We start from the raw sequence: 20,896 nt of genomic DNA on the forward strand, positions 1-20,896 counted from the left end.
AGCGGTCGTTGGCGCCCTCCGACCACGGTGACAACACCCCCCAGATCATCAACGACAGGGGCACTCAGTCATGCCGTGGCCGGCGGCCTGCAAGCCCTCACCGGGCCTGATCAAGAAGGTAACGGGGGGATCTATCCGAGCTCGGCGTGGGCGACGATCCGGTCGGCGAGGTCACCGCTCTCGAGCGCGGCGGGCGGGTGCTCGTCGAGGAAGCGCAGCAGCCGGTCGGCGAACGCCTCGGGCTGGTCGCAGTGCGGGAAGTGGCCCGCCCCGTCGAACAGGGCGAGCTCGCTGCCCGCGACCAGCGCGTGGGCGCGGCGCCCGTGCTCGACCGGGATCATCGTGTCGGCGGTGCCCCACGCGATGAGCAGCGGCAGGTCCCCGGCGAGGTCGAGACGGTCGGTGGCGCGCACGCGCTGACCACCGGCGTCGATGACGCTGCGCGCGGTGTGCACGAAGGCGCGCCGGTGCACCGGGTCGGCGAGCGAGGCGTAGGCGCGTCCCGACTCCCACGTCGACGGTGACAGGTGCCACGACAGGCGACCGGCGGCCGACGCGAGGCGCTGCGCCGCGGTCACGACGCCCGTGCCGGCGATGACGGGCAGGACCCATTCGGCGGCGGGCAGCGTCGCCGCGCGCAGCGACGGGCTGACCTCGCGACCGAGTCCGCCCGAGTCGATGAGCACCAGCCGGCTCGTGTGCTGGGGGAACTGGAACGCGAACTGCTGGGCCACCCCGCCGCCCAACGAGTGCCCGACGACGGTCGCGCGGGTGTGGCCGAGGGAGACGAGCAGGTCGCGCAGACCCGTCGCGTAGCCGCCGAGGGAGTAGTCGGCCCACGGCGCCGACGACGACCCGTGGCCCAGCAGGTCGGGCGCGACGAAGCGCCGGGTCTCGCGGCGGCGCGCCATCTGCGCGAGCAGCGGGCTCCAGGTGCGCGCCGAGCCCGCGATGCCGTGCACCAGCAGGACCAGCTCGCCGTCCTCCTCGGTCGCATCCGCGGGCCCCGAGTCCCAGAAGGCGACGTGGTCGCCGTACAGGGACGCGTGGCGGCGCCGCGTGCGCCGGCGTGTCGTCCCGTTCTCAACCATCTCTTCCAGGATGCCCCCGGCCGGAGGGTGATCGATCTGCGACGTCGCCCACGGCCCGGGGTGTCGCGCGGGACACCTGGGGCGAACTCCGAACAGGGGTGGCCGTCCACTCGTCGGCGTGCCCGGCGCTCCCTAGCGTCCACACCACGGCCTGGGACTTCTCGACCGAGCCGGAGTTCGCGGCGGAACTCGCGTGGGCGCGCACCTTCCTAGAGCTCAAGCTCGGCCTGCTGCACGAGGTGCTCGGGCGCAGCGAGCTCGCGCCGTTCGTCTTCGGCTGCCAGGCCCCCGACTCGGGCAACGCGGAGCTGAGTGCCCTCGCCGGCACCGAGGCGCACAAGCGGCGCTGGCTCGACCCGCTGCTCGGCGGGCGCATCCCGTCCGCGTTCGCGCTGACCGAGCAGGGCACCGGCTCCGATCCGCGCCAGTTCACCACCCGCGCCGAGCGCGACGGCGACGAGTGGGTGATCACCGGGCGGAAGTGGATGGTCGGCAACGCCTCCCGCGGCGACCTGCACATCGTCCTCGCCGTCACCGAGCCCGACGCCGACCCGCACCACCGCATGTCGATGTTGCTCGTCCCGGGCGCCGCACCGGGCATCCGCGTCCGCGACCTCGGGCTGATGAACGACCCCGGCGGCGAGAACCCGGTGTGGGCGCACGGCGAGGTCGTCTACGCGGCGTGCGCATCCCCCCGGACAACCTGCTCGGCGGCCGGGGCGAGGCGTTCACGCTCGCGCAGCGCCGCCTCGGTCCGGGGCGCATCCACCACTGCATGCGCTGGATCGGGGTCTGTCGGCGGGCGTTCGACATGCTCGCCGAGCGTGCGGTGCCGATCGCGGTGCACGGCGGCCCGCTCGCCGACAAGCAGACCGTGCAGAACGGGGTGGCCGACAGCGCCGCCGCGATCGAGTCGACGCGCCCGCTCACCCGGCACACGGCGTGGCGCATCGACGAGGTCGGCGCCCGGGCCGCGCGCACCGAGACCGCGATGATCAAGTACCGCGCCGCCCAGGTGCTGCACGACGTCCTCGACCGGGCCGTGCAGATCCACGGCTCGCTGGGGTTCACCACCGACATGCCGCTCGAGCAGACGTACCGCTCGGCCCGGGCGGCGCGGATCGACGACGACCCCGACGAGGTGCACCGCGTGTGCGTCGCCCGGCGGCTGCTGCGCGACCACGCCCCGACCGAGGTGCCCACCGAGCACGTCCCGACCCGCCGCGCCGCCGCCCTGGCCCGCTTGGCCGACGAGCTGGAGCACCCGCTGCGGGGCTCCGTGAGCACTTGCGCCGGCGGGAGTGGGACCGAGGGCGTCCCTGGCTGCCTAGCACGCAGTCAGGGAATCCCTCGCTCCGCGAGGGTCGCCGCGGGTGTCGTGATCGAGGGCGTCCCTGGCTGCCTGGGAGGCAGTCAGGGAGTCCCTCGCTCCACCACCGGGCACCTTGGAGAGGTCCACAACAGCCGCGATCGGTGAGCGGACCCGGCGGATGCGGATCGGCACGAACCTCATCGTGTCGCCGCTGCACGACCCGATCCGGCTGGCCGAGGACGCCGCCACGGTCTCGCTGCTCACCGGTGGGCGCTTCGACCTCGGGGTCGGCCAGGGCTACTGGGAGCGCGAGTTCGCGGCGTTCGGCAAGAACATCAAGAACCGGCCGAGCCTGCTCACCGAGGGCGTCGAGCTGATCCGCCGCGCCTGGTCGGGGTCGACCGAGCCGTACGAGGGCAAGCGCTACCGCTTCCCGGGCCTGCCGGTGACGCCCGTGCCCGAGCAGCCCTCGCAGCTGCTGGTCGGGGCCATGGCCGAGCTGGCGATCGAGCGCGTCGCGCGCATCGGTGACGGCTTCCTGCCCACTCAGAACCACCACCACGTCACCGCCTTCCTCGACCGCGCCCGCGACCGCGACCGCGCCCGCGACCGCGACCGCGTCGTGCACCTCGTCGCGATGTTCCACGCGAACGCCTGGGGCGTGCCGTTCGCGGCACGGATGACGGGCGCCGACCAAGATCCTGCCGGGCCCGTCCCCGCGCGTCGCCGACGTCGCCGCGATCATCGAACGGGAGCGTGCCACGCAGGGCCGCCTGCTGCCCGGGTCTGCAGTGGCGCCTGGTCGACGAGGACGGCGCGACCGTCCCGCACGACGGCGTCTCCCGTGGGGAGCTGCTGCTGCGCGGTCCGTGGGTGGCGAGCTCCTACGACCGGGGCGAGCGCCCGGAGGCCTTCGCCGACGGCTGGCTGCGCACCGGCGACGTCGCCGCGCGCGTCTCGGAGGAGTTGGAGGAATCCACAACGCCGCGGACGCCGACGGCTCCCGGGCCCCGCGGCCCCTTCCTAGGTTCCACCGGGCACGAGCCGTACGTGAGCGAGAACGGGACCGACGACCAGCACCGGGAGGACGACGTGGGCTACCTCGAGATCGAGGACGGACGGCGGATCTACTTCGAGCACCACGCCGGCGCGCGGCAGCCGGTGGTGCTGGTGCACGGCTGGGGGGTCACGGCGCGCGCCTGGGACACGGTGGCGCCGGCGCTGCGCGCGGACGGGCACGAGGTCGTCCTGCTCGACTCGCGCGCCCACGGGCGCTCCGACAAGGACGTCGCCGACGTCTCGATCGCCGCGATGGGCGCCGACGTCGCGCGGCTGTGCGAGCACCTCGGGCTGCAGCGTCCGGTGGTCAACGGGTGGTCGCTCGGCGGCGCGGTGGCCGTCGACGCCGTCGCGCGCCTCGGGTCGGCGGTCGGCGGGCTCGTCCTCACGGGCGGCGCCACTCCGCGCTACACCTCCGCGCCGGACTGGCCGCACGGCGGCACCCCCGACGACGTCGAGGCCGTCCTCGCGGGCGCCTCCGCCGACCGCGCGACGACGTTCAAGGGCGTCGCCCAGGCGGTCTGCGCCGTGCCGGTGAGCAGCGAGGTCATCGACTGGCTGTGGGGGATGTTCCTCGAGATGGGCCCGCGCGGCGACGACGCGATCCGTGACCTCGCGACGCTCGACCAGCGCAAGACGATCGGCACGCTCGAGGTGCCGGTCCTGCTCCTGCACGGGCGCAACGACGGCTTCGTCGCGTTCTCCGGTGCCGAGGCCGCGGTCGATCTCTACCCCGACGCGCGGCTCGTCCCGTTCGACGCCAGCGGCCACGCGCCGCACCTCGAGGAGCGTGACGCCTACCTCGCCGAGCTGCGGGCGTTCCTGGAGACGACGGGCCGGTGACCGTGACCGGGGGGTGGCTGGTCACCGGGGGCACCCGGGGCATCGGGCGGGCGGTCGTCGACCACGTCGCCAAGTCCGGCGGCGCCGTCGCCGTCCTCGCCCGGACGCCGGCCGCCGAGCCCTACACGTCCGACGGCGTCCTGGAGATCCCGACGGACGTCACCGACGGCGCCTCGGTGGACGCCGCGTTCACCCGGGCCCGCGAGCACCTCGGGGCCGTCGACGTCGTCGTCAACTGCGCCGGGGTGCACCGCGGCGGGCGCATCGCCGACCTCGCCCGGCGCCGCTGGGACGAGGTGCTCGCGACCAACCTCACCGGCACCTACGAGGTCTGCCACGCCGCGGCGCCCCACCTCGCCGACGGCGCCGCGATCGTCAACGTGGGGGCGGTCGTCGGGTTCCGCGGCTTCCCCGGCGACAGCGCCTACGCCTCGGCGAAGGCGGGGCTGGCGGGCCTGACCCGGTCGCTGGCCGTGGAGCTGGCGCCGGCGGGGGTGCGGGTCAACCTCGTCGTCCCGGGCTTCGTCGACACCGCCATGACCGCGGGCCTGTCCACCGCCGCGCGGAGCCGGATCGTCGCGGCGATCCCCGCGGGACGGACCGGCAGCGCCGAGGAGATCGCCGACGTCGTCGTGGCCGTGGCCGGCGCGAGCTACATGACGGGCGCGGTCGTGCCCGTCGACGGCGGGCTGATGGCGACGTTCGGCGGGACGGGGTGAGCACGGGATTGTACGGACCTCCAACGGCGACGACCGCACGACGTTCCGTCGCCGCCGCGTCCGTTCCTAGCGTCCGCCGCATGAGCACCGCGACCCAGAGCAAAGAGGCCGCCAACAAGGCCGTCGTCACCGAGTTCATGGAGGTGTTCTCCCGCGGGGACGTCGACGCGATCCTGGCGTTCCTCACCGACGACGCGACCTGGTGGGTCGCGGGCACGATCGAGGGGATCTCGGGGGAGAAGGACAAGGCCGCCTTCGGCGAGATGCTCGCCGGCCTCTCCACCCTGTCGACCACCGGCGCGATCGCCCTGACGCCGAAGGCACTGACCGCCGAGGGCGACCGGGTGGCCGCGGAGACCGAGTCGTACGCGGAGCTGACCAACGGCCGCGTCTACAACAACCTCTACCACTTCGTCTTCGAGCTCTCCGACGGGCGCATCCGCCGTGTGAAGGAGTACCTCGACACCGAGCACACCCGCGCGATCTTTCTCGGCTGAAGCCACCCCCCATCAGGAGGTACATCCATGGACGTCGGCGTCCTGCTCGTCTTCCAGAACTGGTTCTCCGACAAGAGCGACGAGGAGGTGTTCCGCTCCGACGCCGAGCTCGGGGTGCTCGCCGAGCAGTACGGCTTCGACTCGGTGTGGTCGGCCGAGCACCACTTCGACGACTACTCGATGTGTCCGGACAACCTGCAGCTCATGTCGTATCTGGCCGGGCGCACCGAGCGGGTCAAGCTCGGGACCGGCGCGGTGATCCTGCCGTGGAACGACCCGCTGCGCGTGGTCGAGAAGGTGATCATGCTCGATCACCTCTCGAACGGTCGGACGCTGTTCGGCATGGGTCGTGGCCTGGCCAAGATGGAGTACGAGTCGTTCCGGGTCGACATGGGCGAGGCCCGCGGCCGGTTCGACGAGGCCGCCCCGATGATCATCAAGGGACTGGCCGAGGGCATCGTCGACCACGACGGCCAGCACTACCACCAGCCGCGCACGGCGGTGCGCCCCGGACCGAGCCGCTCGCTCGAGGGGCGCCTGTTCGGCGTGGCGATGTCGCCGGACTCGATCCCCGCGATCGCGACGCTGCCGGTGCAGATGATGACGTTCATGCAGTACGACATCGGCACGCACGCCGAGGCGATCGACCGCTGGCGCGGGCTGCACCGCGAGCACCACGGCACCGAGCCGGGGCCGCCGCTGCTCCAGGACTTCACCTACTGCCACGAAGACCCCGACGAGGCGAAGGCGACCGCCCACGAGTACATCTCGCGGTACTTCCTGTCGGTGATCAAGCACTACGACTTCGCCGGCTCGCACTGGCGCGAGACCCCGGGCTACGAGGCCTACCAGGTCGGGGCGGACATGATCCGCGAGGCGGGCATGGAGACCGCGGCGACGGCGTACGTCGACGCCAACGTCTACGGCACGCCCGAGCAGATCATCGGCAAGTACGAGGAGCGCCGCGACGCCGTCGGCGACTTCCTGGCCAACCTGGCCTTCTCCTTCGCCGGCCTGCCCTACGAGAAGGTGCACGCGAGCATGAAGCTGTTCGGGGAGAAGGTCGTCCCCGAGCTGCACAAGATGCGCACCAGGACACCGGCAGCTGTCTGAGGCCTCCGGCGCGGCAGCTCCGCTGCGCTTCGTGCCGCAGGTGACCCCTCCCGTTCGACGCGCTCCGCAGGGCACACTCGGCCTGCGGGCGCGTCGACGGGGAGGCGGTACCGGCATGGGCGGTCTCGCCGTCGCACGCCCGGGGCCGGAGTCCGGGACCCCGCGCGAGCGCGAGGTGATCGCCGCCTTCGCCGACATCACCACCGAGGCCATCACCGCCACCCGCCTCGAGGACCTGCTCGCCCTCGTCGGGCAGAAGCTCTGCCTCCTGCTCGGCGTCGGCCGGTGCTCGGTCTACCTGCGCCAGGACGACGGGCGGTTCCGCGGCGCCGCGGGCTGGTGCGCCGACGACGGCAACATCAGCGCGGCGGTGCAGGCCCAGGAGGCCGGCATCCCCGGCGACGCCTTCAGCCGCGAGGTCATTCGCAGCGCCGCCCCGGTGCTGATCACCGACGTCGCGAACGATCCCCGTCCGCACCGGCGCACGATGGAGCGCTGGGGCGTGCGGGCGATGCTCGGCGTGCCGCTGGTGTTCGACGGCGACGTCATCGGGCTGATCTTCGTCGACAACGTCGCCCGCGACCACACCTACACCGACGACGAGATCTCCCTCGGCGAGCTGTTCGGGGGCCTCGCGGCCCTGGTCATCCGCCAGGCGCTGCAGGCCTCCCGGCTCGCCGCGCAGGCCGAGGAGCTCGACCGCCAGAAGCGGATGCTCGAGTTCCTCGCCGACGTGCACGCGAAGCTCACCGGCGCCGTGCTCGGGGGCGCCGACATCCGCGCGGTCGTCGAACTGCTGTCCGACCTCGCGGGCGCCCCGGTCGCGCTGCTCGACGAGGACTTCGCCGTGCTGACCTGGACCGCGCCGAGTGCGCTGCGCACGGGCCCGCCCGCGATCGGCGACCGGGCGCGTGACCGTCCCGCGCTGCGCGCGTCGCTCACCGAGCTCTCCGCGGCGCGGCCGAGCACCGTGCTCGAGCCGTCGTCGCCGACCGGTCTGGGCCGGCGGCACGTGGTCTGCCGGCTGATCGTGGAGGGCCGGCCCAGCGGCTACCTCGTCGTGGTGGAGGCCGGGCGCGCGCTCGGCGACCTCGACACCAAGCTCGCCGAGCGCGGCGCCACCGTCCTCGCGCTGCAGGTGCTCTCCGAGCGGCGCCAGATCGAGGCCGAGGGCCAGGCCCGCGACGACTTCCTGTCCGACCTGCTCAACAACCACCGCGATGTCACGCAGCTGGCGCGCCGGGGTCTGCCGTTCGGCGTCGACCTCACCGAGCCGCACGTCCTCGTGCGCCTGACGGTGGAGAGCGGCGAGGGCCATCCGCACGCGTCGGTCGCGCGGCGCCTCGTGGTCGGCGACCTGGCCCGTCGCCTGGGCACCGACGAGCCGCCGGCGACGACGCTGCCGGGCGCGGTGGTGGTGCTGGTGCGGCTGGGTGAGGTGTCGACGCCCGACGAGGTCCGCGCCCACGTCGCCGCGGTGGCCGATTCCCTGGTGCTGCGCGTGCGCATCCGCGGCGCGGTGGTCTCGGCGGTGTGCCGCGAGCCCGAGGAGTTCCCCCGCGCGCACCGGGAGCTGCGCGAGATCGAGGAGCTGGCGCGGTCGTTCGGTTGGTCGCGCCGGGTGGTGACCGTCGACGAGCTCGGCCTGTTCCGCGTGGTCGTGTCCAGCGGGCGGGTCAAGGAGGCCGTGCGGTTCGCCGGCGAGCTGGTCCGCCCCGTCCGCGACCACGACGGCGCCGACGGGGCGCTGCTCCCGACCTGGCGCGCGTTCCTGGCCGCCGAGGCGCGCGTCCAGCGCGCGGCCGCCGACCTCGGCGTCCACGAGAACACCGTGCGCTACCGCCTGGGGCGCATCCGGGAGATCACCGGCAAGGACCCGGCCGCGCTGGACACCCTGCTCACCGCCCGGGTGGCGTTCCAGATCCTCGAGCTCGCCGGGTGGTTCCGCGAGAGCGCCTTCCGCACCGGCCTGACCTACCCGGTGGACGGCGGGTGGTCGGCGAAGGGCACCTTCTAGCCGATCTGGGTGGCCGGCCCGACCTGGCGCTCCCAGCGGTTCAGCGCCTCGACGAAGTAGTAGTCGCCGAACATGATCCCCGAGTCGGCCTGGCCCTCGGGCAGGTTCTGCGTGCCGTGGATGAGGATCGAGCGGAACGGGGTGTCGCGCGCCAGGTAGGCCGGTGAGGACAGCGACGCGAGCATGCCGCGCGCGCCGTCGACGTCGGCGGTCTTCCGGGCCGGGTCGGTGTCGAGCTCGTTCATCGCGAGCAGGGCGCTCGCCGTGACGGCGGCGGCCGACGTGTCGCGCGGTTCGGGCGGCGCCTGCGGGACGTCGAAGTCCCAGTACGGGACGCGGTCGGGCGGCAGGTGGCCGAGGAACCAGTCGGCGGTCCGGTGCGCGGTCTCGAGGTAGGCCGGGTTCTGCGTGTAGCGGTAGGCCATGGCGAACCCGTAGGCCGCCCACGCCTGCCCGCGTGCCCACGTCGAGTCGTCGCGGAAGCCCTGCATCGTGTACGTGCGCTGCAGCGCGCCGGTGCGCTGGTCGTAGCCACCGAACATCGACGTGCTCCCGTCGGGGCGCACGAGGTCGCGCATCGTGCGGTCGGCGTGGCGGTTCGCGATGTCGGCGTACGGCGCACGCCCGTTCTGCGCGGCCCAGTACAGGAGCTCCAGGTTCATCATCGCGTCGATGTTGACCTGGTACTTCTCCTCGTCGTCGCGGTCGTCCCAGACGCGGATCATGCCGACGGTGGGGTCGAACCGGGACGCGAGCGTGTCCGCGGCGGCGAGCGCGGTCTGCTTCGCGCCCTCGTCGCCGGTGAGCTCGTGGTCGACCGCGAACGTCATGAACATCTTGAAGCCGAGGTCGGTGTCGTCGTGCGTGGTCTCCGGCGCCAGCGGCGCCTGCCAGCGCTCGGCGCGCTCGCGCCACACCGGGTCCCGGGTGCGCTCGTAGACCCGCCAGAGGGCCGCAGGCAGGAAGCCGGCGGTCCAGTCGTCGGCCTCCTTGGTCAGCCACGTCCCGTCCGGGTTCGTGCGGACCGGGTAGGCCGGCGGCGCGAGCGTGTCGGCCGTGGCGGCCAGCTGGGTGTCGGCGAAGGCGAGGACCGACCCGTCGGCCGATGGTGATCCCGGCGGGGCGGCGCGCGCGTCCCGCGCCTCGGCGGCGGGCTCCGGCGGTGCGTTCGTCGGCGGTGGCGAGCTGCAGCCCGCCGCCACGGCGGTGATCAGCGCGACGATGATCCAGGTCCTGCGTGACGCCATGGGCGAACCCCCCGGTCGCTCCGACCGGCTCGAACGGGCCGGTCAGGCGCCGGACGCTAACAGCCTGCGGGTGCTCAGCCCGCGACGGGCGAGCGGCGCTGCTGCGGCGCCCCGTGCCCGGCCGGCGCGTCCACCGTGCGGCTGCGCTGCACGGGGATGCTCGCGACGATGGCGGCGCGGCGGCGGGCGCGCTGCACGGCGGCAGCGCGGTCGGCCTCCTCGCGCCACGCGTCGACGGTCTGCTGGTCGCGCGTGCCCCGGCGGGCCGTGCTCACCAGCGGCGTGACGACCCACGCCCCGGCACCGATCCCCAGCGCACCGACGGCAGCCAGCACACCCATGATCTCCCCCGACGATCCCCGACGCTCCCCCGATGGGATGTGTTGCAAGCTCGGCGCAGCGCAGCGCAGGGCCGCGTCGTGATCGGTGGTGCGCCACGCCACCCGAATGGTTGAAACCTGGACCTCTGAGTGGACGGAAAGCGCTGGACGTGCGCGGGAGCCTGTCGGCGTGACGCTGCCCGACGCCGTGCGTGTCCTGCCCGTTGACGACGTCGACTCCGTCATCGGTGACGCGCAGGTCGTCGCGATCGGCGAGAACAACCACGGCGTCCGCGAGTTCGGCGAGCTCCGCGAGCGGCTCGCGCTCCACCTGGTGCGCGAGCGGGGGTTCCGGATCGTCGCGCTGGAGTCCGGGTTCGCCGAGGGCGCGCTGGTCGACGACTGGGTGCAGGGCGGCCCGACGGCCTGGGAGGACGTGGCGCGCGACGGCTTCACCTTCCGCGCCGGCGATCACGCCGAGATGCGGTCGCTGGTGGCGGGGTTGCGCTCCCACCGCGAGTCCGGCGGCACCGTGCGCTTCGCCGGCCTGGACGTCCCGGGCTCGGGCGGTTCCCCGGAGCCGGCGCTGCGTCGGCTGCAGGAGCTCGTGCCTCCCGAGGTCGTGGAGCGCGCCCGGGAGGCCACCGCGGCCTACGCGTCGGCGAACAACGGCGTCGCGCCCGGCCGCTGGTCGGCGCTGGACGACGCGACCCGGGACGCCGCGACGACCGCGCTGGCGCGGCTGCTGCTGCGGACCTCCGGCGACGAGCTCGCGTGGCACCTCGCGCTCGGTGCCCTGCGGCTCGACGAGCAGCTGCGCGAGTTCGGGGTGCTGTTCTCCCCGGATCCACCGTCGCGGATCGTGTCGTCGCGTGACGCGTACATGGCCGAGACCGTGCGCTTCCTGCGCCGCTCCGGCGAGCGGATCGTGCTGCTCCTGCACAACGGGCACGCCCAGCGCGTCCCGTTCACGTTCCTGCCCGGGGTGAGCGCGCCGTCGGCGGGGACGCTGCTCGCCGAGGAGCTGGGCGACGACTACGTGGTCGTCGGGCTCACCGCCCTCGCCGGGTCGACGACCGGGCTCGCCCTCGACGACAGCGCGCGCCACGGGATCGAACTCTCCTCCGAACCGCTGGGCGAGCCCGCCGCCGACGGCGTCGAGCAGGCGGTCGCGGCCGCCGGGCTCGGCGCGGAGCCGGTGCTGCTGGACCTGCGCGCGGCCCAGGGAGCCGAGGGCCCGGCCAGCATCCGGCACGCGACGACCCACATCCCCGTCGACGTCGCCGCGGGCTACGACGCGGTGTTCTGCCTGCCGACGCAGTCCGTCAGCGGGTCGCCGGGGTTCTGACCGAAGGGCCCCTTCGCTCGCATAGACGGGTGGTGGGCGCCCTTCGCCGGAACGCGGACGACCGCCCCGGCCGGCGACCGGCACGTTCGGCTGATCAACCCGCCCGCGGGTTGCGCGGGACGTGCCTCTCGCCGGCGTCGCTTCCCACGCGGCGGGCGGGGGCCGACCGCGCAGGCGGAGGACGAGCAGCCGACGGCTCAGGCGGGCTGCGGTCGCCGGCGCCGGGCGGACCGGGTGGTCGCCGGCGGGGACGCGCAGACCGGGGCGAGGACGACGCCGAGCGCGGCGAGGTCGTCGGCGAGCCAGCCCAGGCGGCCCCACGCGTCCGCGAGCCGGGCCGTCTCGTGCGGGTGCTCGCGACGTCCGGGCGCCGCGGCCAGCGCCCGGAAGGCGCGGTCGAGGAAGTCTGCCCGGATGGCCAGCACACCCGTGGGCCTCCGGCCCTCGGCGAGCGCGCGCGCCACGTCCGCGTAGCCGTCGGCGAGGGCGTGCGCGTCGTCGCGCAGCTGGTCGACGAGGTCGGGCCACCGGTCGGGGAGCCACGGTCCGGCGGGGTCGACGTCGTCCAGCGAGGTCCGCGCGCTGCGGACGGCGCGGTGCACGACGCCGAGCACGACGAGCCAGTCGACGTCGTCCTCGTGGCGGGCGCGGCGCTCGGAGCGGTACTGCAGGAACGTGGCCTCGAAGAGCAGCAGCCAGTGCTCGGCGGGTTTCAGGCGCGCGACCACCTCCTCGCGCGTGCCCGTGCCCGCCAACCACGAGGAGGACGCGGCGACGAGCGCGGCGGTCTCGCGCAGGCACCGGGCGGCGTCGCGGCGGAGCTCGCCGTGCCCCCCGGCGGGCCACACGGCCGCCCCGACGCCGATCCCGACCGCCGCGCCCACGGCGACGTCGAGGAGCCGCACACCCGCCAGCGACGGACCCGTCGGTGCGATCTGGGCGAACAGGACGGCGACCAGCACGGTGAAGCTCGCCTGCCCCGCGATCATCCCGAGCACCTGGCCCGCCGCCACCGCGACCACGCACAGCACCGGGAACAGGACGGCGTAGACGACCGTGTCGGGTCCCGCGAGCGCGAGCAGCCCCGCCGCGACGACCGCGCCCAGCGCCGTGCCGACCACCGCGGGCACGAGCGTGGCGCGCGTCGAGAGCACCGACGTCCGCATGAGCGTCAGCGTCGCCAGCAGCACCCACAGCCCGTGGGAGAGGTCGAGCGCACCGGCCACGAGGCGGGCCAGGGCGAGCCCGACGCCGAGCCGCAGCGCGTTCTGCAGGTACACCGACCGCAGGGACAGGTGGGCGTGGATCCGGCGCCACCACAGCGTCGCGGTCGGCGCGGTGGCCCACCACGAGAGCTCCGCGGTCGCGGGGGAGCATCGGCCGTGGGGGGTCACGACGAGCTCTGCCGCCTGCACGACGACGCGGGCCGCCGAGAGGGCCTGACCCACGGCGACCGCGGCCCGCGCGTGCGCGACCGCGACATCGCCGTCGGCCAGCGTGGCGATCGCGTCGAGGCGACGCTCGGTGTCGTCGACGCGCTCGGCGTCGACCTCGGCGACGGCGGGCACCGTGCCCCGTCCCCGCAGCGCCTCCGCGGTGCGGTGCAGCGTCGTCGCGGTCGCGGCGAGGGTCTCCTCGGCGTCGACGGGCACCGCGTGCGCGCTCACCGACAGCAGCGCCTCGACGCGGCCCTGCACCCCGCGCAGGGCGGCGCCGAGGTGGGCGAGGCCGCGGTCCTCGAGGCTCGGACCGGTCGGGCGCCCCTCCCACGGCGTGCCCGACAGCTTCAGCCGGTCGGCGGCGTGGGCGGCCGCGGCGCGACGGGCCGGGAGCACTCCGTGCCCCGCCCGACGGGTCGAGCTCCGCTCCGTCTCGCGCGCCCCGATCGCCTCCAGCAGCTCGGCGAGCGCCTGGGCCGCGGCCGCCGCGCGGCGGGCGTAGGTCTCGACCGGTCGGGGCGGCCACAGCGTGCGGTCGGCCAGTGCGAGCAGTCCCACCCCGAACACGAAGCCCAGCACGCGCGCGGGCAACGTGTCCGGGGCGAACGGCGGGAACGACGGCAGGATGTAGATGAGCTGCAGGCCGTTGGCGACGCCGGCGAGGCGCGGCCCGCCGACCGCGATGAACGCGACGGAGACCCCGACCGCGAGCATCCCGAGCGAGGCCATGATCGTGCTGCCGGCGAGCAGCGTGCCGATCGTGAGCAGGACCGTGCCGGTGACGAGGCAGCCGATCAGCGTGCGCGTGCGCTGCCGCGCAGTCCCGACCACCTGCGACAGCACGCCGAACCCGATCGCCCCGAACACCGCGTAGGTCGCCGCGGTGGGGCTGCCGAAGCCGTAGCGGCAGACCATGAACACGACGGTGGCGACGACGCCGACGCGCAGCGCCCGGCGGCTCGCGGCGAGCCCGGGATCCCGGCGCAGGAGCCAGCGCAGACCCCGACGACCGGACATCGTGGCAGTCTGCCGCGACGACGGTCGGCTGCCCAGGGCCGATCAGCGCACGCCGGCGGACGTCAGCGCACCCGCGGGCGGGAACCGGCGCCGCGCTTGATCACGCGCTCCGACCCGGCCGGCTCCGACGCCACCGGGGTCGGTGCCGGCTCCGACGGCGGCGCGGTCTCGGTCTGCACACGACCGCGGGGCAAGCAGCACTTCTTGTACTTGGTCCGCGACCCGCACCAGCACGGGTCGTTGCGCCCCGGCGGCCAGGCGAGCGCGGCGCCGACGGGGTCGGCGTCGCTCGTGTCGTCGAGCATCGCGGTCACCAGCGCCGGCGTCGCGACCTCGACCACCAGCGCCTCGCCCTCGGCGTCGGCGGCCTGCAGCTCGCTCTCGACGAGCGCGCGGTGGGCGTCCCAGTCGCGCCCGAGCTCCCCGGCGAGGTCCGGCTGCGCGGCGAGGAGCCGGGCGAGGTCCGCCTCCGGGAAGAACAGCAGGTCCGGGGCGGCGTCCATCTCGTCGGCGAGCGCGTCGTACTCGTCGGGGGCGAGCCCGAGGTCGGCGCGGACGTGACTTCGGTGGACGACGAGCTCGTCCATCACCTCCGCGGCGTCGAGCTGCTCGTCGGATCCCTCCGCGAGAGGCTCCGCGTGCTCGACCGCGGTGTGCAGGGCGGCGGTGAGCCACTGCTCGGCGAGCTCGCGTCGCCCGTTCTCGGTGAGGGCGTCGACGATCGGGGCCACCGCGCCCGCGTCGCGGTGCAGGAGCGGGCGCAGCGTCGTGAGCGCCGCCATCCCGTCGTCCTCGTGTCCGAGACGCAGCAGGCGGTCGGCGTGCATCGCGTGCAGCCAGTGGGCGTCGGCGGTCTCCGCGCCTGCGGTGACCGAGCGGGCGGAGAGCGCCAGGGTCTCGTCGTGGTCGCCGGCGTTCTCCCGGAGGTCGGCGGCGAGGCTCAGCGCGTAGCCGGCGTCCTCCGCGTCGGCCAGCCGTCCCTCGTCGACGGCGGCGACCAGCTCCCGGGCGTACGGCCGCGGATCCCGCGCCGCCTGGGCGTCGGCGCCGAGTCCGTCGAGATCGTCGGTCGTCAGGAGCGAGGCCACCGGTCCACGGTAGGCCCCACCCCCGACCGCGCGTCAGGACGGCAGCACGAACACCGTCCAGCTCACCAGCGGCGCGACGACGATCATCGCCATGCCCCAGCGCAGGAGCCGTGAGAACACCTCGTCGCGCCGGTCCTCGGTCGCGTTGGCGACGACGAGCGCCCCGCTGGTGGAGAACGGGCTCGAGTCGACGACCGACGACGAGATCGACAGGGCGATCACCAGGGCGACCGGGGCGACCTGGCCGCTGAGCAGGAACGGCACGGCCAGCGGGATGAGCGCGCCGAGGATGCCCGTGGTCGACGCGAAGGCCGAGACCGCGGCGCCGATGACGCAGATGATCAGGGCGGCGAGCAGCGGGACGCCGATGCGCGTGACCTGGTTGCCGAGGAAGTCGATCGTGCCGATGCGTTCGAGCAGCGCGACGTAGGTGACGATCCCGCAGATCAGCAGCACGGTCGGCCACGCGATCTGGCCGACGGCGGGCTTCGCGGACGTCGGGGAGACCAGCGAGAGCACCACCGCGACGCCGAGCGCGGTGAATCCGACGTCGAGGTCGAAGAACAGCGCGCCGACCGCGAGGAACAGCAGTCCGACCAGCGTCAGCCCCCGGTCGAGGTTCATCGCCGGGGCGGGCGGCCCTGCCGGCTCGGGCTCGGCCTCGACCCGGGTGTCGGTCGTGCTCTCGACCACCGTGGTGGTGGGGGTCGCCGAGGGGCCGGCCGAGGGCGAGGCCGTGCGTCCGCCCCCGCCGGAGGGGGCGAGCGTCGTGCCCCCGATCGTCTGCTCGATGCCGTGCACGCCGGTGATGTCGCGCGGGGCGGCCGGCTCGTCGAGCAACGGCTCCGCGCCGCGCCGGAGCAGCTCGCGGCCGCCGAAGAGGAAGAACACCACGACCGAGAGCACGAGGTTGAACACGAAGGAGCTGACGAACAGCAGCATGGGATCGCCGGGCAGGTTGTTGCGCCCGACCACGCCGTTGACGATCCCGCCGAAGATGCTGATCGGGGAGAAGCCGCCCGCGCTCGCCCCGTTGATGATCAGCAGGCCCATGAGCACGGGGCTGATCCGGTGCCGCGCCGCGAAGCCCAGGCCGACCGGCGCGATGATCGCGACCGCGGCCGGGACCACGGCGCCGAACGCCGTGAGTACCGCCGTGACGGCGAACATCACCCACGGGATGAGCGCCACGCGGCCACCGACCATCCGGATGGCGACGTGCACCAGCCAATCGACCGTGCCGTTGTTGCGCGCGATGGCGAACAGGAACGTGACGCCGGCGAGGATGATGAACAGGTCGCCGGGGAAGCCGCCGACGATGTCGTCGACGCTCTCGCCGACCACGGCGGTCCCCACGACGTAGGCCGCCACGAAGGCCAGCGCCCCCATGTGCACGGGGAGCACGGTCGCCACGAGGAAGACCGCGACGAGCACGACGACCGAGATGATTTCGACGGACATGACGGCTCCGGAGGTCGACGCTGCGCGGGGCGTGGCCGGGATCGCTCTGTTTCCGTTATGTGGAAGTATCAGCGGCCCTGGGAGTATGTGCCGCACTTCACAGATCCGTCAAGGGTCGGCCATGAATGGCACGTCGATCGCCCAGCTCGGCCCATCAGGCCGATCTCGACGTCACCGGTGGTGGGCGCCTAGTATCCGGACCTCGGATGTTCGTTTCCGAGATACGGAAACCTCGGAGGTCTCGTGCTCCACACCGGTCGCCACTTCCTGCAGATCCCCGGGCCGACGAACCTGCCGGACCGGGTCGCGCGGGCCATGGCCGCTCCCGTGATCGACCACCGCGGGCCGGAGTTCGCCGAGCTGGGGCGGGCGGTCCTCGACGGCCTCGGTCCGGTCTTCGGGACCCGCGGGCCGGTCGTCGTGTTCCCGTCGTCGGGCACGGGGGCGTGGGAGGCCGCGCTCGCCAACACGCTCGGCCCGGGCGACCGGGTGCTCGCCTTCGAGACCGGGCACTTCGCGACGTTGTGGAGCGAGATGGCGGGCCGCCTCGGGCTCGACGTCGACCTCGTCGGCGGCGACTGGCGCCACGGTGCGGACCCGGACGTGCTGGCCGAGCGCCTCGCCGCCGACCCCGGACACCGGATCGCCGCGGTGTGCGTCGTGCACAACGAGACGTCGACGGGGGTCACCAGCCGCATCCCCGCGCTGCGCCAGGCCCTGGACGCCGCCGGCCATCCCGCGCTGCTGCTGGTCGACACCGTCTCGTCGCTGGGCTCGATCGACTACCGCCACGACGAGTGGGGCGTCGACGTCACGGTCGCGGGGTCGCAGAAGGGGCTGATGCTCCCGCCCGGGCTCGGGTTCAACGCGGTGAGCGCGAAGGCCCTCGCGGCCGCGGAGCACACCCGCCTGCCCCGCGCGTACTGGGACTGGCGCCCGATCCTCGCCGCGAACGAGCACGGTTTCTGGCCGTACACCCCCGCGACGACCCTGCTCTACGGCCTGCGCGAGGCGCTGGCGATGCTCGACGAGGAGGGCCTGCCGGCGGTGTTCGCCCGGCACACCCGCCACGCCGAGGCCACGCGCGCCGCCGTCCGCGGCTGGGGCCTGGAGATCCTCTGCGCCGACGAGCGGGAGCACTCGAACACCCTCACGGCGGTCCTCGTGCCCGAGGGCGACGACGCGGACAAGCTGCGCGCGCTGGTGCTCGACCGCTTCGACATGTCGCTCGGGACCGGCCTCGGCCGGCTCGCCGGGCGGGTCTTCCGGATCGGGCACCTCGGCCACCTCAACGACCTCTCGCTCGCCGGGGCCCTGGCCGGGGTGCAGATGGGCCTGCACCTCGCCGGGATGCCGGCCGACCCCCGCGGTCTCCAGGACGCCCTCGAGCGGCTGGAAGCCGCATGACCGCGACGGTGCCCAGGACGCCGGGGCGCGAGGCCCCCGGGCTCGAGCAGGCCCTGCGCGCGGCGGTCGACGGCGAGGTCGCCTGCGACGACTACACGCGCCACCTGTTCTCCCGCGACGCGAGCATGTACGCGATCACGCCGGTCGGCGTGGTGTTCCCCCGGCACGCCGACGACGTCGCGGCGGTGGTCCGCGTCGCCGCCGAGCACGGCGTCACCGTCACCGCGCGCGGTGCCGGGACGAGCCTCGTCGGGCAGACCGTGGGCGCGGGCCTGGTCGTGGACTGCTCGCGCCACATGCACCGGATCGTCGACCTCGACCCGCAGGCGCGCACCGCGACCGTCGAGGTCGGTGTCGTCCAGGACCAGCTCAACGCCGCGGCCGCGCCGCACGGCCTGATGTTCGGTCCCGACACCTCGACCAGCAACCGCGCCACGATCGGCGGGATGATCGGCAACAACTCGGCGGGCAGCGGGTCGGTCGTCCACGGGATGACCATCGACCACGTCCGCGCCCTCGACGTCGTGCTCGCCGACGGCACCCGGACCCGCCTCGAGCCGGTCGACGAGCCCGAGCGGCGCCGGCGCGCGCAGCGCGCGGGCCTCGAGGGCGACATCCACCGCGAGCTGCCCGCCCTGGTCGCCGCGCACGGCGACGCCATCGCCACCGGGATGCCCCGGTTCTGGCGCCGCGCGGGCGGCTACCGGCTCGACCGGCTCGCCGGGGGCGCGCCGTTCGACCTCGCGACGTTCGTCGTCGGCGCCGAGGGCACGCTCGTCGTCGCCACGCACGCCGTCGTCGACCTCGTGCCCAAGCCGGCGCGCACCGTGTTCGCGGTGGGGCACTTCGCCTCGGTCCGCGAGGCCATCGCGGCGACCACCGACGCCCTGTCCTGCGACCCCGCGCAGGTCGAGCTCATGGACCGGACGATCCTCGACCTGTCCCGCTCGAAGCGGGAGTACGCGGGCCTCGCGAGCGTGTTGCACGGCGACCCCGAGGCCTTGCTGTTCGTGTCGTTCACCGGCGACGACCCCGACCGGCTCGCGGCCTCGCTCGAGCGCCTCGTCGGGCTGTGGACCGAGCACGGCCACGGCTACCACACCCTGCGCGCCGAGACCGCCGCCGACCAGGCGGCCCTGCTCAAGGTCCGCAAGTCCAGCCTCGGGCTGCTCATGGCGGCGAGCCAGGGCACGAAGCGGCCGCTCGCGTTCGTCGAGGACACCGCCGTCGACCCGGGCCACCTGGCCGACTACACCGACCGGTTCGCCGCGATCCTCGAGCACCACGGCCTCGAAGCCGGCTTCTACGGCCACGCGTCGGTGGGCTGCCTGCACATCCGCCCGTTCGTCGACGTCACCGATCCCGCGCAGGTCGCGGCGATGCGCGCGGTGTCGGAGGAGGTCAAGGACCTCGTGCGCGAGTTCGGCGGCGCCAACTCGAGCGAGCACGGCGACGGCCTGGCCCGCAGCGAGTTCAACCGCGAGCTCTTCGGCGAGGAGCTCTACCAGGCGATGCGCCGCGTCAAGGGGATCTTCGACCCGCACGGGCTCCTCAATCCCGGCAAGATCGTCGACGCGCCGGCCACCACCGAGCACCTGCGCGACGCGGCGCTGCCCCCGGCCGGGCCGCTGCGCACGCATCTGGACTTCGAGGTGGTCGGCGGCGGCATGCGCGACGCGGCGGACCGGTGCATGAACATCGGGCTGTGCCGCAAGGTGGGCAGCGGGGTCATGTGCCCGTCGTACATGGCCACGCTCACCGAGGAGGACTCCACACGCGGGCGGGCCAACGCGCTGGTCAAGGCGCTGTCCGAGCCCGACCCGCACACGGCCCTGGCCGGCGAGCGCCTGCACGAGGTGCTCGACCTGTGCCTCATGTGCAAGGCGTGCGCCGCCGAGTGCCCGATGAGCGTCGACATGGCGGCGCTCAAGGCCGAGACGCTCGCCCACCACGGCGAGGTGCACGGCGTCCCCCTGCGCTCGCGGGTGTTCGGGGCGATCCGCACCCTCAACCGGCTCGGGTCGGCGACCGCGCCGCTGTCGAACCTGCCGGGCCGCTCGCGGCTGCTGCGCCGGCTCGCCGCCCGGGTCGTCGGCATCGCCCCGGCGCGGGCGCTCCCGCGCTTCGAGCGCGACCACCTCGTGCGCTGGTTCCGGCGGCGGGACGTGCCGGTCCCGCCGGCGGGCGCGGGCACTCCGGTGACGCTGCTGGCCGACTCGTTCACCACCTACACCGAGCCCGCGATCGGGCGCGCCGTCGTGGCGGTCCTCGAGGCCGCGGGGCATCGCGTCGAGCTCGCTTCCGGCGGGTGCTGCGGGCGCTCGAGCTACTCCAAGGGCCTGCTCGACGACGCCGCGGCCAAGGTCGCCCGCCTCGTCGCCGCCCTCGCCCGCACGGAGGGCCCGGTGGTCGGCTGCGAGCCGTCGTGCCTGTTCACGCTGCGGGACGAGGCGCGCCGAATGCTGCCCGGCGACCCGGACGTCGACGCCGTGGCCGGGCGCGTGCGCCAGGTCGAGGAGCTCGTGGCGCAGGCCGTCGACGAGGGGCGCCTGGTGCTCGCGGCGGACTCGTGGCTGGCGGGGCGCCGGGTGGTCTTCCACGGTCACTGCCACGAGAAGGCCGAGGTCGGGACCGCGGCGAGCCTCGCGGTCCTGCGCCGGATCCCCGGGCTGGAGGTGGCCGAGATCGACGCCGGGTGCTGCGGGATGGCGGGCTCGTTCGGGTTCGAGGCGGAGCACTACGCGACCTCGATGGCCGTCGGCGGCGACCGGCTGTTCCCGGCCGTGCGCGCCGAGCCGGACGCCACGGTCGTGGCCGCGACGGGGGTGTCGTGCCGCCAGCAGATCGCCCACGGCACCGGGCGCGAGGCGTGGCACCCCCTCGAGCTGGTGCGCGAGGCACTGGTGCACGGGTCGTAG

The 20,896-nt window shown here is 74.4% G+C and carries 16 protein-coding genes and 1 pseudogene; 11 read left to right on the forward strand and 6 right to left on the reverse strand.

Going from position 1 to position 20,896, the window contains the following annotated elements; translation table 11 throughout:
• Positions 1-131: 131 nt before the first annotated feature.
• Entirely contained in the window at positions 132-1,091 is a 960-nt protein-coding gene (locus tag AC2A1K_RS02295; RefSeq protein ID WP_483894703.1) for an alpha/beta fold hydrolase, read from the reverse strand.
• A gap of 239 nt (positions 1,092-1,330) precedes the next feature.
• Here AC2A1K_RS02295 and AC2A1K_RS02300 point away from each other — a divergent pair.
• From AC2A1K_RS02300 to AC2A1K_RS02335, 8 genes and pseudogenes are all read left to right on the forward strand, one after another.
• Positions 1,331-1,648: pseudogene (locus tag AC2A1K_RS02300) on the forward strand (acyl-CoA dehydrogenase family protein); the annotation flags it as partial.
• Between the two features lie 125 nt (positions 1,649-1,773).
• Positions 1,774-2,568, forward strand: coding sequence for an acyl-CoA dehydrogenase family protein (locus AC2A1K_RS02305; protein ID WP_483894704.1), 795 nt, complete (start codon positions 1,774-1,776; stop codon positions 2,566-2,568).
• A gap of 13 nt (positions 2,569-2,581) precedes the next feature.
• Entirely contained in the window at positions 2,582-3,430 is an 849-nt protein-coding gene (locus AC2A1K_RS02310) for an LLM class flavin-dependent oxidoreductase (RefSeq protein ID WP_483894705.1), read from the forward strand.
• Between the two features lie 23 nt (positions 3,431-3,453).
• Entirely contained in the window at positions 3,454-4,305 is an 852-nt protein-coding gene (locus AC2A1K_RS02315) for an alpha/beta fold hydrolase (protein WP_483894706.1), read from the forward strand.
• Positions 4,302-5,024, forward strand: a complete 723-nt coding sequence (locus AC2A1K_RS02320) for an SDR family NAD(P)-dependent oxidoreductase (protein ID WP_483894707.1) — start codon at positions 4,302-4,304, stop codon at positions 5,022-5,024. The genes AC2A1K_RS02315 and AC2A1K_RS02320 overlap by 4 nt, the downstream gene beginning before the upstream one ends.
• Positions 5,025-5,104: 80 nt before the next feature.
• Positions 5,105-5,521 carry a nuclear transport factor 2 family protein gene (locus AC2A1K_RS02325; RefSeq protein ID WP_483894708.1) on the forward strand — a complete coding sequence of 139 codons (417 nt, stop codon included), beginning with the start codon at positions 5,105-5,107 and terminating at the stop codon, positions 5,519-5,521.
• A gap of 27 nt (positions 5,522-5,548) precedes the next feature.
• Positions 5,549-6,634 carry an LLM class flavin-dependent oxidoreductase gene (locus AC2A1K_RS02330; protein WP_483894709.1) on the forward strand — a complete coding sequence of 362 codons (1,086 nt, stop codon included), beginning with the start codon at positions 5,549-5,551 and terminating at the stop codon, positions 6,632-6,634.
• 115 nt (positions 6,635-6,749) lie between these two features.
• Positions 6,750-8,651 (forward strand): GAF domain-containing protein, encoded by a 1,902-nt coding sequence (locus AC2A1K_RS02335; protein ID WP_483894710.1) that lies wholly within the window; start codon positions 6,750-6,752, stop codon positions 8,649-8,651.
• Here the strand turns inward: AC2A1K_RS02335 and AC2A1K_RS02340 are convergent.
• Positions 8,648-9,898, reverse strand: a complete 1,251-nt coding sequence (locus AC2A1K_RS02340) for a glycoside hydrolase family 88 protein (protein WP_483894711.1) — start codon at positions 9,896-9,898, stop codon at positions 8,648-8,650. The genes AC2A1K_RS02335 and AC2A1K_RS02340 overlap by 4 nt on opposite strands.
• Before the next feature lie 74 nt (positions 9,899-9,972).
• Positions 9,973-10,239: a hypothetical protein gene (locus AC2A1K_RS02345; protein ID WP_483894712.1), complete on the reverse strand. Its 267-nt coding sequence runs from the start codon at positions 10,237-10,239 to the stop codon at positions 9,973-9,975.
• A 169-nt stretch (positions 10,240-10,408) separates the two neighbouring features.
• Here AC2A1K_RS02345 and AC2A1K_RS02350 point away from each other — a divergent pair, with 169 nt between their 5' ends.
• Positions 10,409-11,566 (forward strand): erythromycin esterase family protein, encoded by a 1,158-nt coding sequence (locus tag AC2A1K_RS02350; RefSeq protein WP_483894713.1) that lies wholly within the window; start codon positions 10,409-10,411, stop codon positions 11,564-11,566.
• Positions 11,567-11,763: 197 nt separating this feature from the next.
• On the opposite strand, the gene AC2A1K_RS02355 is transcribed toward AC2A1K_RS02350, so the two are convergent.
• From AC2A1K_RS02355 to AC2A1K_RS02365, 3 genes are all read right to left on the reverse strand, one after another.
• A complete protein-coding gene (locus AC2A1K_RS02355) occupies positions 11,764-14,022 on the reverse strand; it encodes an FUSC family protein (protein ID WP_483894714.1) in 2,259 nt (752 codons plus the stop codon).
• A 62-nt stretch (positions 14,023-14,084) separates the two neighbouring features.
• On the reverse strand, positions 14,085-15,110 hold the full coding sequence (locus AC2A1K_RS02360; protein WP_483894715.1) for an SEC-C domain-containing protein: 1,026 nt from the start codon (positions 15,108-15,110) through the stop codon (positions 14,085-14,087).
• 33 nt (positions 15,111-15,143) lie between these two features.
• Positions 15,144-16,571: an SLC13 family permease gene (locus AC2A1K_RS02365; protein ID WP_483894716.1), complete on the reverse strand. Its 1,428-nt coding sequence runs from the start codon at positions 16,569-16,571 to the stop codon at positions 15,144-15,146.
• Positions 16,572-16,814: 243 nt separating this feature from the next.
• Between AC2A1K_RS02365 and AC2A1K_RS02370 the strand changes: the two genes are divergently transcribed.
• On the forward strand, positions 16,815-17,978 hold the full coding sequence (locus AC2A1K_RS02370; RefSeq protein ID WP_483894717.1) for a pyridoxal-phosphate-dependent aminotransferase family protein: 1,164 nt from the start codon (positions 16,815-16,817) through the stop codon (positions 17,976-17,978).
• Positions 17,975-20,896, forward strand: coding sequence for an FAD-binding and (Fe-S)-binding domain-containing protein (locus tag AC2A1K_RS02375; protein WP_483894718.1), 2,922 nt, complete (start codon positions 17,975-17,977; stop codon positions 20,894-20,896). The genes AC2A1K_RS02370 and AC2A1K_RS02375 overlap by 4 nt, the downstream gene beginning before the upstream one ends.

The sequence above is a fragment of the Actinomycetospora sp. 2LY8.5 genome, from assembly GCF_057180585.1.

Coding starts and splice junctions, on each gene's coding strand:
- AC2A1K_RS02365 (WP_483894716.1), bottom strand. CDS start 16,571: ATGTCCGTCGAAATCATCTCGGTCGTCGTGCTCGTCGCGGTCTTCCTC.
- AC2A1K_RS02295 (WP_483894703.1), bottom strand. CDS start 1,091: ATGGTTGAGAACGGGACGACACGCCGGCGCACGCGGCGCCGCCACGCG.
- AC2A1K_RS02325 (WP_483894708.1), top strand. CDS start 5,105: ATGAGCACCGCGACCCAGAGCAAAGAGGCCGCCAACAAGGCCGTCGTC.
- AC2A1K_RS02330 (WP_483894709.1), top strand. CDS start 5,549: ATGGACGTCGGCGTCCTGCTCGTCTTCCAGAACTGGTTCTCCGACAAG.
- AC2A1K_RS02340 (WP_483894711.1), bottom strand. CDS start 9,898: ATGGCGTCACGCAGGACCTGGATCATCGTCGCGCTGATCACCGCCGTG.
- AC2A1K_RS02335 (WP_483894710.1), top strand. CDS start 6,750: ATGGGCGGTCTCGCCGTCGCACGCCCGGGGCCGGAGTCCGGGACCCCG.
- AC2A1K_RS02375 (WP_483894718.1), top strand. CDS start 17,975: ATGACCGCGACGGTGCCCAGGACGCCGGGGCGCGAGGCCCCCGGGCTC.
- AC2A1K_RS02345 (WP_483894712.1), bottom strand. CDS start 10,239: ATGGGTGTGCTGGCTGCCGTCGGTGCGCTGGGGATCGGTGCCGGGGCG.
- AC2A1K_RS02355 (WP_483894714.1), bottom strand. CDS start 14,022: ATGTCCGGTCGTCGGGGTCTGCGCTGGCTCCTGCGCCGGGATCCCGGG.
- AC2A1K_RS02310 (WP_483894705.1), top strand. CDS start 2,582: ATGCGGATCGGCACGAACCTCATCGTGTCGCCGCTGCACGACCCGATC.